Raw genomic sequence first — 15,294 nt, 5'->3', positions numbered from 1 at the left:
CATGAACGATATCGTGATGCCGAAGCTCTCCGATACCATGACCGAAGGGAGGCTCGTCTCCTGGAAGAAGCGGGTAGGGGATGAGGTGCGCCGCGGCGAGGTGATCGCGGAGGTTGAAACCGACAAGGCGAACATGGAGCTCGAGGCGTACGCGCCTGGGGTGATCCTGGAGCTAAAGGCGCAGCCGGGGGACCTGGTCCAGGTGGGGACGGTGATCGCCGTCGTAGGCAAGCCCGAAGAGAAGGGGGCGCCCGCACCGCAGGCCCAGGCATCCGGAAAAGAGACGCAGGGCACCGGGCAGGCGCCCGAGCCGGAGCCGGTGGCCGAGCCGGAACAGGTACCGGAGCCGGAACCGGAGAAGGAACGGGTGACGCAGGAGAAAGGAGACGAGCCATCCCAGGCCGCGCCTCCTCCCGCCGAGGCGAAGGAAGCCAAAGAGGCCGACCTCTTCCCCATGGAAGGGGAGAAGCAGGCTCCGGCCGCGCCTCCCGTCCCGGGTACCGATCAGGAACAGCCGGAAAAAGCGGCCGCGGGGCCGACGGAATACATCCACACGAGGGCTCCGGCCCCCGGCAAAGAGGCCCCGGAGTTCACCCCCTCGGCGGCAGGTCGTGAACGCGCCGCTCCCGTGGTGCGCAGGCGTGCCCGCGAGCTGGGGATGGACCTCGCCCAGGTGCGCGGCAGCGGACCCGACGGGCGCATCCTTTTGCAGGACCTCGAGGGGGCCGCCGGGGGGGGAGGCGCTGCTGCTCCAACACCGCCGCGCAAGGAACCGGCACCTCCCGCAGGGCCGCGTCTCGTCGAGGAGGTGCGGACCATGTCCCGGCTGCGGGCCGCCGTGGCGAAGACGGTTGCGGAATCGTGGGAGCACATCCCGCACTTCAGCGTCACCATGGATATCCTCATGGACGAGGCGGAGGCGATCCGGCGTCAGTTGAAACAGGGAGGGATGCGCGTCACGGTGAACGACGTCATCGTAAAGGGGGTGGCCCTCGCCCTGGTGCAATACCCGCAGTTGAACGCGCGTTACACGCCGGACGGCATCTCGTATCACGGTGAGGTCAACGTGAGCGTCGCGGTAGGTGTCCCCGAGGGTGTGCTCATGCCCGTGGTTCACAGGTGCCACGCATTAACCCTGCTGGAAATCGCCCAGGAGTCGGAGCGGCTCGTGAAACTTTCACGTTCCGGCGCCCTGACCGAACAGGAGATGAGCGGCGGTACCTTCTCGGTTTCCAACCTCGGCATGTTCGGCGTGGACTGTTTCAGCGCCATCATCCATCCCTCCCAGGCCGGCGTCCTCGCCGTCGGCGCGGTGCTCGACGCTCCCGTGGTGCGCTCCGGTGTGCTGACGAGCGCCAAGGTGATGAAGGTGACCCTCTCGGCCGACCATCGCGTTACGGACGGCGCCTATGCCGCCGAGTTCCTGAAGGCTCTGAAGGAGGTGCTTGAGAACCCGGTGCGCCTATTGATCTGAGACTGCTGTGGGGGCGGGCCTTGAGCCTGCCCCCGCCTCATACATCACAATGGTGCCCGTGCGGCATCCCCCTCCCGCAGTACTTCCCTTCCCGTTTTCCAGTAGCCTCACTGCTTCATAAAGCCGCTAAAGTCTCATTCCAATGAACCGATACGGTTAAAAGCGCAGGGGCGCGGCTATCGGCTGCGGGCTCCCCCGGCGTCATCGAACATCACAACAGACACCTGGGGGAAGCTATGAAGTGCTTGATAGTAGATGACGAGTCTTTTTGCCGTGACTTTGTCGCCACCTTACTCAGTGCGACCGCGGATTGCCATCAGGCGAGCAGCGGCATGGAGGCGCTCGAGAAATACAAAGCCGCCCTTGCCTCCGGCGAACCTTTCGACCTGGTGATCATGGACATCATGATGCCCGGCATGAGCGGACATGACGCAGCAAAGGCCATCAGGCACATCGAGAAGGAGCAAAAGCCGGCCAAGAGGGTGAACATCGTCATGCTCACCGCGCTCAACTCCTCCAACGACGCCATGGAGTCCTTCTGCAACGCGCAATCGGCAGCCTACCTGGTCAAGCCGGTGTCCAAGGAAGGGCTCTTCAACGTCCTCTCCAAGCTCGGACTGATGAAACGTTAGATGTCGCAACCTTGTGGAGCGGCAGCCCCGGTGCGGTGCTGTCGCTCCCGGTCGTCGGCTTTGTCTCCAAGGTCTTTTCCCGTACCTCTCCGCTGCGTCCTGCAGCACACGCTCTTACCCCCGGCCCGCTTTCCCGCCCCCGACTACTTGACCGCGGATCATCCACACCGGTCGCTTCACCGCTTCACGTCTTTATCTTTGCAGCGCGACCTCCGGACATGCTAGGCTCTTGCCGTTTTCGACTTCTGCCGAGCGGGGGGACGACTGTGGAGATGCAACTAAAAGAAGCGATCTTCAGCCAGGTGAAAAAAGAGCCGTTTGCACAGGCGCTGAAGATGGAACTGGTGGCACTGGAGGAAGGGTTCTCCGCCGTGGAGATGGACTACCGTGCGGAAATGGACAACATGTTCGGCCGCGCGCACGGGGGCGCGATCTTCTCGCTCATCGACGAGGCGTTCGAGACCGTCTGCCAGACGGTTGGGGGCGTCACCGTCGCCCTCAACGTGGCGGTTAACTACGTCGCCAGTCCGGAAGCAGGCGCCAGACTGCGGGCGGAGGCGCGCGAAGTGAGCGGCACGAAGCGAACTGCCACCTATGACATAAAGGTGCACGACCAGAAAGGGACGCTGATCGCCGTGTGTCAGGCGGTTGCCTACCGGACCGGCAAACCACTCCCGTTTATGTGAGTGATGTCGTAGCTACTGACAGTAATATGTCGCGGAGATATAATGGGTTCAGTCTCGGCATCCAGACCCGGCGCCTTGTATGACTGTGCTCCGCGGTCTGTAGTCGGTGCGACGCAGTTCCTCCCCTGCGGTAAGTTGGCGGATGTCGCCCAGTCGTGTGGGGAAGGTGAGGTCCGGGTGCATTTTTCCCGGTAGCGCGAGAAAAAAGCCGAGCCTGTTGAGGAGGAGTTATGAAGAGAACCTTTGTAAATCGTCTTCTCTCTGCCGTGCTGCTTTTCGGGATGATCGCCGGTAACGCGGCGGCCGAGGTAAGCCTGAGCATCAACATAGGTCCGCCGGTAATCGTGGGGCCTCCCTCCGCGATGGTGATGGTCCCTGGAACCGGCGTCTACTTCGCCCCCGGTTTCGATGTCGACATCTTCTTCTACGGCGGTTACTGGTGGTCGCCGCGTGGCGAAAGGTGGTATCGCGCGAGCGATTACGGCGGACCGTGGCATGTGGTGCGTCGCGCTGCCGTACCGCGCGCCGTGTACCGTGTTCCCGGTGACTACCGGCAGGCTTACGCTCGAGAGCACCACATCCCCTACGGGCAGTGGAAGAAAGAGCACGGTCGCGGCAATGGGCCGGGGAAGGGGCATGGGCGAGGGCACGGCCGGGGTGACTGAGGCATCATTGCCCTGAGTGCAGGATGGCCAGCCGCCACGCCCAGACGACCACCGAGGCGCTGGAGAGCGCAAGGAGCGCGTTGACCAGCCGTTTCGGCCTGCCGAGCCATCCCACGAGCATTTCCGCAAGGAGCCCGGCGAGCGTTCCGAACGCGAATCCGAAGAGGTGCGCCCCGAGGTCGGTTCGCTCCCCCTCCGTGCCCAGAAGCACCAGGAGCGAGAGCGCGGCGGCGATGGGAAGCGGCCAGCGCCTGCGCAGGTGGTGCCGGTAACGCACCATGCTGATGGCGCCGAGGATGCCGACGGCCCCGAAGACCGCCGTCGAGGCGCCGACCGATGTGTGGCTTGGCAGTTGGAACCAGGCGTTGGCGAGATTGCCGCAGATACCCGAGGCTAGGATGAGGGTCCAGGCAAGGCCCGAGCCCAAGTCGCGGCAGAGATAGAGGATGAAAACGCCGCCGATGGCGAGGTTGCTGATGAGATGCAGCGCATCGGCGTGCAGGGTGAGGGCCGTGACGAGGCGCCACCACTCACCATGCAGGATAAGTCCGGCATGGGCGTTGCCGATCTCGAGCCAGTCCACCGGGTAGTGCCCCAATACCTTCAGGTCCAGGTTGGTCAGGTTGTGGAAGGTGGCCAGGAGGATCAGCACCGATAGGGTGGGGAGGGTGTTCTCCTTCATCGGGTGGACCGGCGGCATGAAGGGGGGCCAGTTGCGGTTCTCCAGCGCGTAGAGGTTCAGTTCGCGGCACGCCGCGTCGTAGCTCTCAGGCGGCACCCAGACCTGCCATCCCTTCTGGCCGTGCTCCACGCGGCACTCGATGAAGCGCGACTCCAAAACGAGCGCCCACAGCCGCGCCTGGCGAAGGGTGAGCCTCCTTCCCCTTTCCTCCACCCGCCACACCGGCACGATGCGCCAGCCGTCGCCAAGCTCCTTGTCCTGGTCCCCGTCTCCAATCATGCCGGTCAGTATGGCAGATCCTTCTTGCGCCGTCATCTCCAAAGGGGATGCCACGCCGCCCCCCTCTTCATGATCCCGCTGCATACCGTCATCCACTAAGGCGCCCCCAACTTGACTATTTATCACCCGGTGCTACAAGAACGTAACGCTGACGTGCGGTTAAATCAAGGGGGCGGCAAAGGATTGTTCCGGAAGGGGGCATCCACGATGCGATCGAAACCCATGATGATGCACGCGGGGACTGAGAACCAGGGGGGACGTCATCGCCACCCCTCGCGCAGGTGGCCGATACGCCTGCGCTGGCATAGGCGGATGATCCGCATCGGCAAGAGGAGGTACGTCAACATGATCACTCAGGCGGTCAAGGACCTCGCCGAGAGGGTAGGGCATGCTTTCGTGGCAACTTCCGATGCGGGAGGAAACCCGCACCTTGCGGCGGGGAGGGGAGTGGCGCTTTTCGAGCCGAACCGGCTGGTGTTCGAGGCCTGGTTTTGCCCCACCACGATGCGCAACCTGCAGGACAACCGGCACGTCGCGGTTGTGGTGGCCGATCCCGACACGGGGAACGGCTTCCAGTTCGTGGGGGTGGTGGAGAGAAGTGCGGATACCGCCGTTTTGGACGGCTACATCCCCGATCTCGAGCCTCCCGGCTTGCCGCAGGTGCAATGGAGGCTGGAGATCAGGGTGGAGAAGGTCATGGCATTCAGCGCCGATGCCCACTCCGATCGACCGCTTGGATGATCCTTCCATTCCGTATTACTTGTTCTCGAGGAGGAGCTCTTCCGCCCTGGGAAGGTCCTCCTCAGCAACCTCGATCTCTCCGGATACGGCACGCTCGGACAGGCTGCTTACGCTATACTCGATCCCCGCCTGTTTCAGTACCGCCTCGACCCGCGAGAGGTCCGCTTCAGTTTTGGCATCGTAGAATTTCACCATCGCTCTTTCCTCCTTCTTCCGTGGTGCGATACCTCCTATACATCGTAGCAGATTACGCCGCGTAGAAAAACAGCTTGCAGGCGGTCACTGCTTCCGTCTTATCCCCACCGGTCTTTTGCCGCGCCATTTGCCTCTGCTATACGTCATTTCACACAGCCTTGGTTATTTCACCGTGAAAAGACGCAGTGCGCTTTGGGTGGGAACACCTCCCTGAACGATATTTTTAACGCGTCATCATGTGTGAAGAGAATCACAGCCAAGACGCCAAATCACCAATCCCTTAAGGATTCCCGATATTTGGTATACGCGGGTTTGCGCAGCCCCCCTCGAACATGGCGTCACAGCCGCATAATGTTCGAATGTTGCACAATTTGGGCACGTTTTCGGCAAATAACTTTGTCAAATGCCGTGCAACGGTCAGGGTTTTCGTTTTATGCAGTTGTTATGAGGGTTGAAATGAAAAGAAGGGTCCTGATAGTTGATGATGTCGAAGACATCAGGCTGATGCTGCGTTTCATGATGGAAAGAGAAGGGTACGACGTGGTGGCTGAGGCCGCCAACGGCGTGGAGGCGGTGGAACAGTACCGCCAGCACAGCCCCGACATCACCATCATGGACATCGATATGCCGGTGATGACCGGCGTCGAAGCGGCCCGAGTCATTCGCGCGATGGGGGGAAGCTCCAGGATCGTTTTCTGCACCGGCGGTTACTCCAAGTACGAGACGCCGCCGCAGGAGCTTCGCACCGAGGGGAACATGCTGCTGCGTAAGCCCTTCCTCCCCGCGCAACTGTTCCAGGCTTTGGCCGCCTAATGTACTGATGTAATGCTTTTAGTGTTCTGCTATGAATGTTCTGTTCTGTTCTGTTCTGTTCTGTTCTGTTCTGTTCTGTTCTGTGATGCCTGTAGATGCGATTTTAATGTTATGTCCTGTAATTTGATAACCTGTAATGCAATGCTTTGTATCATGTGTTGATGATTGTTGTGTTATGTGTTGCGATGTTATGATGTGATTTGTTGTATGTAATGTTCTTTTAAATGCAATGTCTTTGATGCTATTGTTTTGAATGGAGATCGCAGGAGTTTCAATGTAGCGGCAGTTCGTGGCCGCGTGTACTGACTGGTTAATTTTGTTTTTTCATCGTGTATGGGAGCCTCCGGCTCCCATTTTTTTTGCGAGATGCGCCGGCTTATGTTAGGGTAGAGACGCTGCACCCGGCAGGGCGCCCAAAGCCCGGGCCGATACGAAATACAAGGACGGCAGGACGGAATTTCACCATGACATCACAGTATCTGCAAAGCGTAACGAACCAGCTCAACAACCTGCACGGCCACGCCTATTTCCGGGTCACCGACGGTCCTCTCAAGGAGTGCCTGACCGGTATCATCCTCGATGCAGCAGAGGGGGACCTTGCCGAACAGCTTTCCGACGGCAGGTTCGATCTCGAGGTGAGCGTAGGCGTACAGGAGGGGGATAGCGAGGCTACCGTAGATTTCAGGGTGGACCGTCCAGGCGTCATTTACCGCGCCGACGCCCGGGTCTCCAATCTTTCCGAAGCCGCGCTGGAGGACCTCACCCGTTACCTTGCGCATCTGGCCCAGGAAACGCCCGTGGTCGAGGATAAGGCGGAAGGTGGCGTCATCGTCCGTAAGAAGGTCGAGCACGACCACCACGAGAAGGAGGCCGCCGCGGCCCGTCTCAAGGTGACGCCGCAGTGGCTGAAGAGCGTTATTCCCTGCACCGAGTACAGCTACGACGAAATCGACGGCAAGAAATACATCAGGGAGTACTACTGGTCCCGCGACCTGATCGAACGGCTCTTCAAAATCAAGACCATGAAGGCCACCCCCGAAGACGTACAGTATGTCGCCCAGGAATGCTGCGATGGTGACGTCGACTGGGCCCGTGACCTGATCGCGCGGCTTAAGTCCCCCAACCGCCCCGAGCAGCAGAAGGACCAGCAGCAAAAAGGGCAGCCACAGAAGGATAAGGACAGGGAGAAGGAGAAGGGCGGGGCGCAGCAGCAGCCACAGCAGGCGAAGCCTGCCGGTGAGCGGAGCCGCCGTTCCCGGCACCGGAAGTCCTTCCGCCAGGGGAAGGACGGCGCGCGCAAGGAAGGTCAGCCCTCCGAAGCGAGGAAGCCGCAGGCCCCCTAACCGTTTCACCACCGGGCTGCTTTCTGCCTGTGAAAATAACGACGAAAAAAGGTCCCCCCTTGATGAAGGGAGGACCTTTTTCTTTCCAGACGAAGCGGAAGAGTGTCGTGACGCCGGCTCGCCTCAAGTGAGCGGCGCTACCGCCGGTACCTATATCTTTTTCTGCTCGCGCAGGTAACCCGCGAAGACGGTGTCGACCCTTTTTATGTGCTGGATGAGCCAGGAGGAGAGGGTCCTGTTCGTCTGGATCACTAGCGGCAGCGTCGCCCCCTCGTCGCGGAACTCCCTGGTCAGTTTCTCCACGTCAGCCACGAACTGCTGGTGCGCCGCCTTGTGCGCGGGGTAATCCGGGTAGCCGCTGCGCATCTGCAGGCGCTCCTCGGCGGAAAAATGCTCCTTCACGTAGTCGTCGAGAAAAAGCAGCAGTTTGAGCACTTCCTCCTTGCCCCTTCCCTCGCCACAGGCTTCGAAAAGGCTGTCGAACCTTCTGAAGATCTCCTTGTGCTGGTTGTCGATTTCGTCCACGCCGATGGCGAGGTCGCTGGTCCATTCGATATGCATCTGATCGCTCCTTTTGGTGGTAGTTCGCAGCCTCTCCTCATGCCGCCGAGGCGGTCGTCGCTATCCTTCGTCCAGTTCCATCGGGTCCACCCCGGGGAGCTCGATCTCGAAACAGGTCCCCATCCCCGGCGTGCTCGAGACCCTGATGTCGCCACCGTGGTCCTTGACGATGCCGTAGGAGACCGAGAGACCGAGCCCGGTACCGCTGTCCTTGGTGGTGAAGAAGGGGGTGAAGATCTTTTCCAGGTGCTCTGCGTCGATCCCCTTGCCGGTGTCGCATATCTGGATGATGCAGCCGTTGCCGGGACCATGAGGGCGAGTGGTGAGCCTCAACGTGCCGCCGGCCGGGAGCATCGCCTGCACGGCGTTTAGTATGATGTTGCTGAACACCTGGCGCAACTGGTCCGTGTCGCCGGTCACCGGGCCGAGGTTCAGATCGTACTCCCACTTGACCGAGATGGCGTCCATCGGGACCTGGTGCCTGATCTGGGAAACGATGTCGTCCAGCACCTCGTGCACCATGAATTGGCGCTGGTTGAGCGACTTCTGGCGCGCAAAGGTGAGGAGGTTCCCTACGATCTTCGCCATCCGCTCGGTCTGCTGGCTGATGATCTCGACCTCCTCGCGGTTCGGGTGCTCAGTGGGGAGGCACATCTCGAGGACTTCGGTGTTCCCACGGATGATGGCAAGCGGCGTGTTGATCTCGTGGGCGACGCCGGCGGCGACGATCCCCAAGTCGGCTAGTTTCTCGGCGCGGGCGAGGTCGGCCTGCGTCTGGGCAAGGAGCCGCGTCTTGTCCGACAGCTGCGCGGTGCGCTCCTCAATCTTGAGCTCCAGGGCGCGGTGCAAGAGCCCGATCTCCGCCTCCTGGCGCCCGAGGGCTCGGGTCATCAGGTTGAAGGCCTCGGCGAGATCGCCCACCTCGTCGGTTGAGTGCACCTCGATCTGCAGGTCGCGTTCCCCACGGGCCACCCGGTGCGCGAGTTTTTCCAGCTCCTTGATGGGGCGGGCGAGCAGGGTGCCGATGAAGCCTGATACCGCGATGCCGATCAGCGAGGTGACGAAGAGCACCAGGTAGAGGATCGAGTTCACGCTTTTTTGCATGTGGGTGTACGGCTTTTCCAGCATACCCACGTAGAGCGAACCGACCGCCTTCCCCTGCAGGTCGAGGATCGGCTCGTAGGCGGTGAAGTACCAGTCGTTCACGACGAAGGCGCGCCGGATCCACTTCTTCTTCTCGACGATGACGCGCTGGTACACCTCCTGCGACACCCGCGTGCCGATGGCCCGGGCTCCGTCGGTGGTGCGCACGTTGGTGGCGATGCGGGCGTCGCCCAGAAAGATGGTGGCGCTCCCGACGTCGGTGCCACGGAACTTGACCCCCTCGTAGACGATATCCTTGATCTTGTCGACGAGGGCGTTGTTGTTGTTCAAAAGGATGCCGCCGTAAAGCGCCCCGATCACCTTCCCGTCGCGGTTTTTAAGGGGAAAGGCGGAGACCATGACCATACCGGAACGCTCGCTCTTGTCTGCGCGCGGGCGTGCGTGCGGCGTGCTGATGAGCGGGATGGTGGCGCGGTTTACGAGGGCGATACCCTCCTGGGAGAGCTGTTCCGGGGTGAGCACCGAGGTGCCCGTGACGGCGACCCCTTTGAGCGCCTGCTCCACGAAGTAGGTGGACTGCCGGTCGCCGCGCAGTTGCGGAGAATGGGCGCGGTAGAGAACCTTGCCGGTTGCGTCCACCGCGGTCAGGATGTCCAGGTGCTTGTTCTGCAGGCGGGTGCGCAGCAGCTGCCGGATGCTCTCCTCGCCGGCGACGATGGAGGAGGAGTTGTAGGGGTTGGTGGCGGTCAGATCCATGAGCTCGCGGATCCGCTCCAGTTCGTTGCGGTAGATCTCGCGGGCGGAGTTCAGGTCGGTCCGGACCTTCTCCTGGGCCTGGCTTGCGATCTTGTCGTTTATGATGTAGAGCCCGGCCAGGGAGCAGATGAAAAAGGCGACGAAGAGCGGGGCGACGGAGCCTACGGTGAGCTTCGCCCGGATCGGGAAGCGTCCCAGCATCAGCGAATCCCCTCGTCCTCAAGGCCGTACTCTTCGATCTTGCGGTCCAGGGTACGCCTGGCGATCTCGAGGATCTTCGCGGCTCGGCTTTTGTTGTTGCCGGTGGCTTTGAGCACGTGCAGGATGTGCTCGCGCTCGATGGTTTCCAGTGAAACGAGCCTCTTGCCGCCGTTTTGCTTCGGTTCGGGCACCGGTGCCGTGCGCCAGACCGGCAGGGTCTCGGCGGTGATGGTGTTGCCGCGGGTAAGGATGGCGGCGCGCTCGATGGCGTTTTCCAGTTCGCGGATGTTGCCGGGCCAGTTGTACGATTTGAGCAGCTGCATCGCCTCGCGCGTGAAGTCGGTGATGTCACGCTTCATGCGCGCCGCGTACTTGGCGAGGAAGTGCCGAGCGAGAAGCTCGATGTCCTCGCCGCGGTCGCGCAGCGGGGGGAGGTGGAGCGAGATGACGTTCAAGCGGAAGAAAAGGTCCTCGCGGAAGCGCTTTTCGCGCACCTCCTCCTCGAGGTCCTTGTTCGTCGCGGCGACAAACCTTATGTCCACGCTCCTCGCCTTGGTGTCCCCAACCGGGATGAAGTCCCCCTCCTGGAGCACGCGCAGAAGCTTCGCCTGGATGGCAGGGCTCATGTCGCCCACCTCGTCGAGGAAGAGGGTGCCGTGGTTGGCGGCTTCGAGCAGGCCTTTCTGGGCGTTGACGGCGCCGGTGAAGGCACCCTTCACGTGCCCGAAGAGCTGGCTCTCGAGCAGGGTGTCGGAAAGGGCCGCGCAGTTTATGGTGAGGAAGCGCTCCTTGGCGCGCGGGCTGTTATTATGGATGAGGCTCGCGATGAGTTCCTTGCCGGTGCCGGATTCCCCGAGGATCACCACGTTCGACTCGCTCTGCGCCACGAGCATCGCCATGTCGTGCACGCGCCGGAAGGTCTCCGAGGTGAAGATGAGCGGGGTGGCGCCCGACGGTATGCCGAGTTCGTCCTTGAGCGCCGAGTTCTCCTTGAGAAGCTCCCTGCGCTCCAGCACCTTTTCCAGGATGCCGAAGATCTTCTCCTTGGGGAAGGGCTTGGTAACGTAGTCGTAGGCGCCGAGTTTCATCGCCTCGATGGCCGAGTTGATCGAGGCGTAGGCGGTCATCATCACGACCGGCACCTCAAGCTTCATCCTCTTCACGCGCTGAAGGATCTCCAGACCGTCAACGTCCGGCATCTTCACGTCGAGCAGCACCAGGTCGGCATCGTCCATGCCGCGGTTTTCCATGACGCTCATCAGGGAAGTGCCGGAACTGAACACCTCCAGCTCAAGCCCCTTGGCCGAAAGTATCTTGCTGAGATACCTGAGGATCTCGACCTCGTCGTCACAAATGATCACCTTGCCGTTATACATATTCTTTCACCTGTTGCCGCTGCCTTTCCGCCTGATTCCTTCCCGTCGCGCTCTCGCGTAAGAGCCGGGAGCAGGGTCCTGTAAACATTTGACCACTATCTTTCGCCGAAGGCGGCTTTGTCAAGGGAAAATCCCTACTTGCCTTCATGCGGCGCCCCCGTTATGCAACTGCGGCTCACGATGGAAACCGGGGCTCGTCCGCTATTTTACCCCGGTTGCCGCCTCGCACGCCGGCATTCGCCTGATGCCGTTGGTTCCCCTACTGTTCGAGCGCCGGATCATACCACGTATTGGCCCACATAACCAGATCACGCGGGTGTCATATCCTGTGCCCGGTGACGTTTTTAGTATCTACTGCAGCAAAATATCCTGTCGCGGCAGCGGCTGTGCTATTTTTTTGCTATCCTATGATGCAGCGTTGTCGCAACGCAGCTCTTAAAGCCTGTCGTGGCCATGCCACCTGCTATTAAACGGAGGGTCCCCATGCGTCTCATCACCACCGCACTGCTGTTTGCACTTCTCGTACTCCCAAGGCACGGTTACTCCGCCACCCAGGAAATCCGCCTCTCAAAGGGACAGACGGTGTACGTCCCGGTTTACTCCAACGTCTTCACAGGTCCGCGCAGCCTGCCGTTCCAGTTGGCGGCAACCCTTGGCGTCAGGAACACCGATCCCAACTCCTGGATCCGCATCACCTCGATCGAATACTACGACACGAGCGGAAAGCTGATCCGGCGCTACCAGGACAATGACAAACCGCTCTCGCTCGCTCCGCTTGCCACCACCTACGTTCATATCGATGAGAAGGACACTGCGGGCGGCTTCGGGGCCAACTTCATCGTCAGGTGGCAGGCCGACCGCGCCGTCAACGCCCCCATCGTGGAATGCGTCATGATCGGTGCCACTTCCGGGCAGGGGATCTCCTTTGTGAGTCCTGGGCAGGCGATACGCGAGGTGAGATGATCCGGCGCTGCCGGGATGACTAAGCGCCGTCTGACGGCGTACCTAGGAGTTGCTGTGGGCGAAACCGCAAGGGACACGCAACATCCCTCCTGGCATACCATTGAATCGGGGGAGGTGTTATCTCTGCTTGAGAGCTCTCCCGCCGGGCTCACGGCCGCCGAGGCCGCGCGTCGCCTGGTCCGTTACGGCCCCAACGAGTTGGAGCCGCCCCGCTCGGTCTCGCCGTGGTCCGTCCTTATCCGGCAGTTCAAGAACGTCCTCATCTTAATCCTGCTGGTTTCCACCCTGTTGTCCGCTTTCCTCGGCCACGCCATGGAGGCCGCGGCGATCGCCGTGATCGTGCTCTTCGCCGTCCTCCTCGGTTTCATCCAGGAATACCGCGCCGAGCGCGCCCTGGAGGCGCTACGCCTCATGGCGGCCCCCGACGCAGCACTCATCAGGGACGGGAAGCTGGTGACCGCACCCGCCCGCGAACTGGTGACGGGGGACCTGCTCATGCTCCGCCCCGGCGACCGGGTTGCCGCCGACGTGCGCCTTGTCGAGGCGGTTAACCTCCAGCTTGACGAGGCTGCACTGACCGGCGAATCGGTGCCGGTCGAGAAGGATGCCGCGCCCCTTGCCGACCCGGACGCCCCGCTGGCCGAGCGGAAGTGCATGGCCTACGCCGGGACCGTAGTGAGCAACGGGCGCGGACGCGGCGTCGTTGTCGCCACCGCCATGGGGACCGAATTCGGCTCCATCGCCCGGATGCTCACCGGCATCGAGACCGGCAGGACGCCGCTGCAGGAGAACCTCGACCTGGTGGGGAACCTGCTTGCGCGCGCCGCTCTAGCCGTTGTGGCGGCCATCGTCGTCCTCGGGTTGTGGCGCGGCGAGCCGCTCGTTGCGATGCTTCTCTTCGGCGTAGCGCTCGGCGTCGCCGCCGTTCCCGAGGCGCTCCCGGCTGTGGTCACCATCTCGCTTGCCCTGGGCGTGCAGCGCATGGTGCGGCGTCATGCGCTCATGCGCCGCCTTGCCGCCGTGGAAACGCTCGGGAGCACCACGGTGATCTGTTCCGACAAGACCGGCACGCTCACCCGCGACGAGATGACGGTGCGCAACTGCTACGCCGCCGGTACGTGGTACGACCTCACCGGCTCCGGGTACGCTCCGGAGGGGGAATTCCTGCGTGAGGGGAGGGTGGTGACCCCTTCGGCCGTGCTTGCCGAGCTTTTGAAGGTCGGGGTCCTTGCCTGCGACGCGCGCCTTGCGCAGGACGAGGAGACCGGGCGCTACCGCGTGCAGGGAGACCCGACCGAGGGCGCCCTGGTGGTGGCGGCCTCCAAGGCCGGTTTGGAGAGGGACGCGCTCCACGCGCATTACCCGCGCGTCGACGAGATCCCCTTCACCTCCGAGCGAAAGTGCATGACTACCCTGAACCGGGACGGAACCGCACTCATCGCCTGCATGAAAGGCGCCCCGGAAGTGGTCCTCGCCGCCTGCGCCTCGGAGCTTGCCGAGGACGGTGAGCGACCGCTTGATGAAGCATCACGGCAGCGGCACTTGGACGCGGCACGCGTCATGGCCGAAGGTGCGCTCCGCGTGCTGGCGGTCGCGCGCAAGGACGTGACGGGACGAAGCGACGCGGAAAGCGGCCTCACCTTTTTGGGGCTTGTCGGCATGATCGACCCGCCGCGCAGCGAGGCGCGTGAAGCAATTGCCACCTGCAGGGAGGCGGGCATCATCCCGGTCATGATCACCGGCGATCACCCGGTCACAGCGGCAGCGGTGGCGCGGGAACTTGGGCTCATCACGGACGGCCGCGTGGTCACCGGCGCCGAGCTATCCGCCATGGACGATGAACTCCTCGAGCGCGAGGCGGAGGAGATCCGGGTTTACGCTCGGGTCTCCCCGGAGCACAAGCTCCGCGTGGTGAGCGCGCTGCAAAAGCGGGGACACGTGGTCGCCATGACCGGCGACGGGGTGAACGACGCGCCTGCGCTCAAGAAGGCCGATATCGGCATCGCCATGGGGATCACCGGAACCGAGGTGAGCAAGGAGGCCGCGGCCATGACCCTTACCGACGACAACTTCGCCTCCATCGTGGCCGCCGTGGAGGAAGGGCGCGGCATCTTCGACAACATCAGGAAGTACCTTATGTACCTCCTCTCCTCGAACATCGGGGAGATCGGCCTGATGGCCGGTGCGATGCTTGCGGGCCTCCCCCTTCCCCTTAGCGCGGTGCAGATCCTTTACGTCAACCTTGCCACCGACGGCCTCCCGGCACTCGCGCTCGCCGTCGACCCGGCCGAGGCGGACATCATGCGCCGCCCCCCGCGCAACGCTTCCGGTGGCATCTTCACCAGAGAAGTGGTGGCGCTGATCCTCATCGGCGGGATCTGGTCGGCGCTGGTCAACCTGCTCCTGTTCGCCTGGGCGCGCGCCTCCGGGTGCTCCGAGCGCGAGGCGATGACCATGGCTTTCGTCTCACTGGTGCTGATCCAGTTTTTCAAGGCCTACAACTTCCGCTCGGACCGTCACTCGGTTTTCCGGCGTCCCTTCGCCAACCGGTGGCTGAACGGGGCGATCATCTGGGAGTTCGCGCTGCTTCTCGTGGTGGTGTACCTGCCGTTTTTGCACCGCCCCTTCGGCACCTTCTCCTTGACCCGGGGCGACTGGAGCGTCATTATTCTTGCCTCAGGCTCGATCTTCCCCGTGCTCGAGTTGGCCAAGTGGGTCCTGAGGCGCCGGGACACCGGCCGCTCCGAACAAGCCGAGAAAAAAATCCCACCTGTCCCCCCTTCATAAAAGGGGGAACTCAATAGGCAAGTGGTTGCTTTTTAA

Annotated in this window: 14 protein-coding genes; 9 read left to right on the top strand and 5 right to left on the bottom strand. The window is 62.2% G+C overall.

Annotated elements, in window-relative coordinates:
- Position 1: 1 nt before the first annotated feature.
- From E8L22_RS13305 to E8L22_RS13290, 4 genes are all read left to right on the top strand, one after another.
- A complete protein-coding gene (locus E8L22_RS13305) occupies positions 2 to 1,474 on the top strand; it encodes a dihydrolipoamide acetyltransferase family protein (protein WP_136525634.1) in 1,473 nt (490 codons plus the stop codon).
- 236 nt (positions 1,475 to 1,710) lie between these two features.
- Positions 1,711 to 2,106 carry a response regulator gene (locus E8L22_RS13300; protein ID WP_136525633.1) on the top strand — a complete coding sequence of 132 codons (396 nt, stop codon included), beginning with the start codon at positions 1,711 to 1,713 and terminating at the stop codon, positions 2,104 to 2,106.
- Positions 2,107 to 2,378: 272 nt separating this feature from the next.
- Entirely contained in the window at positions 2,379 to 2,792 is a 414-nt protein-coding gene (locus tag E8L22_RS13295; RefSeq protein WP_246044683.1) for a PaaI family thioesterase, read from the top strand.
- 230 nt (positions 2,793 to 3,022) lie between these two features.
- Complete coding sequence (locus E8L22_RS13290; protein WP_136525631.1) at positions 3,023 to 3,457, top strand: hypothetical protein; 435 nt, start codon at positions 3,023 to 3,025, stop codon at positions 3,455 to 3,457.
- Positions 3,458 to 3,461: 4 nt separating this feature from the next.
- Here E8L22_RS13290 and E8L22_RS13285 read toward each other — a convergent pair whose 3' ends face one another.
- Positions 3,462 to 4,472 (bottom strand): rhomboid family intramembrane serine protease, encoded by a 1,011-nt coding sequence (locus tag E8L22_RS13285; RefSeq protein ID WP_246044643.1) that lies wholly within the window; start codon positions 4,470 to 4,472, stop codon positions 3,462 to 3,464.
- Between the two features lie 153 nt (positions 4,473 to 4,625).
- Between E8L22_RS13285 and E8L22_RS13280 the strand changes: the two genes are divergently transcribed.
- Positions 4,626 to 5,159 carry a pyridoxamine 5'-phosphate oxidase family protein gene (locus E8L22_RS13280; RefSeq protein WP_246044642.1) on the top strand — a complete coding sequence of 178 codons (534 nt, stop codon included), beginning with the start codon at positions 4,626 to 4,628 and terminating at the stop codon, positions 5,157 to 5,159.
- Positions 5,160 to 5,174: 15 nt separating this feature from the next.
- On the opposite strand, the gene E8L22_RS13275 is transcribed toward E8L22_RS13280, so the two are convergent.
- Positions 5,175 to 5,354 (bottom strand): putative signal transducing protein, encoded by a 180-nt coding sequence (locus E8L22_RS13275; RefSeq protein WP_136525629.1) that lies wholly within the window; start codon positions 5,352 to 5,354, stop codon positions 5,175 to 5,177.
- 456 nt (positions 5,355 to 5,810) lie between these two features.
- Between E8L22_RS13275 and E8L22_RS13270 the strand changes: the two genes are divergently transcribed.
- Both E8L22_RS13270 and E8L22_RS13265 read left to right on the top strand, forming a co-directional pair.
- Positions 5,811 to 6,167: a response regulator gene (locus tag E8L22_RS13270; RefSeq protein ID WP_136525628.1), complete on the top strand. Its 357-nt coding sequence runs from the start codon at positions 5,811 to 5,813 to the stop codon at positions 6,165 to 6,167.
- Positions 6,168 to 6,631: 464 nt separating this feature from the next.
- Complete coding sequence (locus E8L22_RS13265; protein WP_136525627.1) at positions 6,632 to 7,510, top strand: hypothetical protein; 879 nt, start codon at positions 6,632 to 6,634, stop codon at positions 7,508 to 7,510.
- 150 nt (positions 7,511 to 7,660) lie between these two features.
- Here the strand turns inward: E8L22_RS13265 and E8L22_RS13260 are convergent, their stop codons facing one another.
- Genes E8L22_RS13260 through E8L22_RS13250 form a run of 3 tightly spaced genes read right to left on the bottom strand, consistent with a single transcriptional unit; the run spans position 7,661 to position 11,508 of the window.
- On the bottom strand, positions 7,661 to 8,071 hold the full coding sequence (locus E8L22_RS13260; RefSeq protein WP_136525626.1) for a bacteriohemerythrin: 411 nt from the start codon (positions 8,069 to 8,071) through the stop codon (positions 7,661 to 7,663).
- Between the two features lie 60 nt (positions 8,072 to 8,131).
- A complete protein-coding gene (locus tag E8L22_RS13255) occupies positions 8,132 to 10,132 on the bottom strand; it encodes a cache domain-containing protein (RefSeq protein WP_136525625.1) in 2,001 nt (666 codons plus the stop codon).
- A complete protein-coding gene (locus E8L22_RS13250; protein WP_136525624.1) occupies positions 10,132 to 11,508 on the bottom strand; it encodes a sigma-54-dependent transcriptional regulator in 1,377 nt (458 codons plus the stop codon). Before E8L22_RS13250 ends, E8L22_RS13255 begins: the two co-directional genes overlap by 1 nt.
- Before the next feature lie 483 nt (positions 11,509 to 11,991).
- Here E8L22_RS13250 and E8L22_RS13245 point away from each other — a divergent pair, with 483 nt between their 5' ends.
- Entirely contained in the window at positions 11,992 to 12,471 is a 480-nt protein-coding gene (locus E8L22_RS13245) for a DUF3124 domain-containing protein (protein WP_136525623.1), read from the top strand.
- A 54-nt stretch (positions 12,472 to 12,525) separates the two neighbouring features.
- Positions 12,526 to 15,258, top strand: coding sequence for a cation-translocating P-type ATPase (locus E8L22_RS13240; protein ID WP_246044641.1), 2,733 nt, complete (start codon positions 12,526 to 12,528; stop codon positions 15,256 to 15,258).
- Positions 15,259 to 15,294: the final 36 nt, after the last annotated feature.

This window comes from Geomonas ferrireducens (genome assembly GCF_004917065.1).
In the GTDB taxonomy this organism is placed as follows: domain Bacteria; phylum Desulfobacterota; class Desulfuromonadia; order Geobacterales; family Geobacteraceae; genus Geomonas; species Geomonas ferrireducens.
The sequence above is the reverse complement of the archived record's forward strand: the minus strand, read 5'-3'. Positions and strand labels throughout refer to the sequence as shown.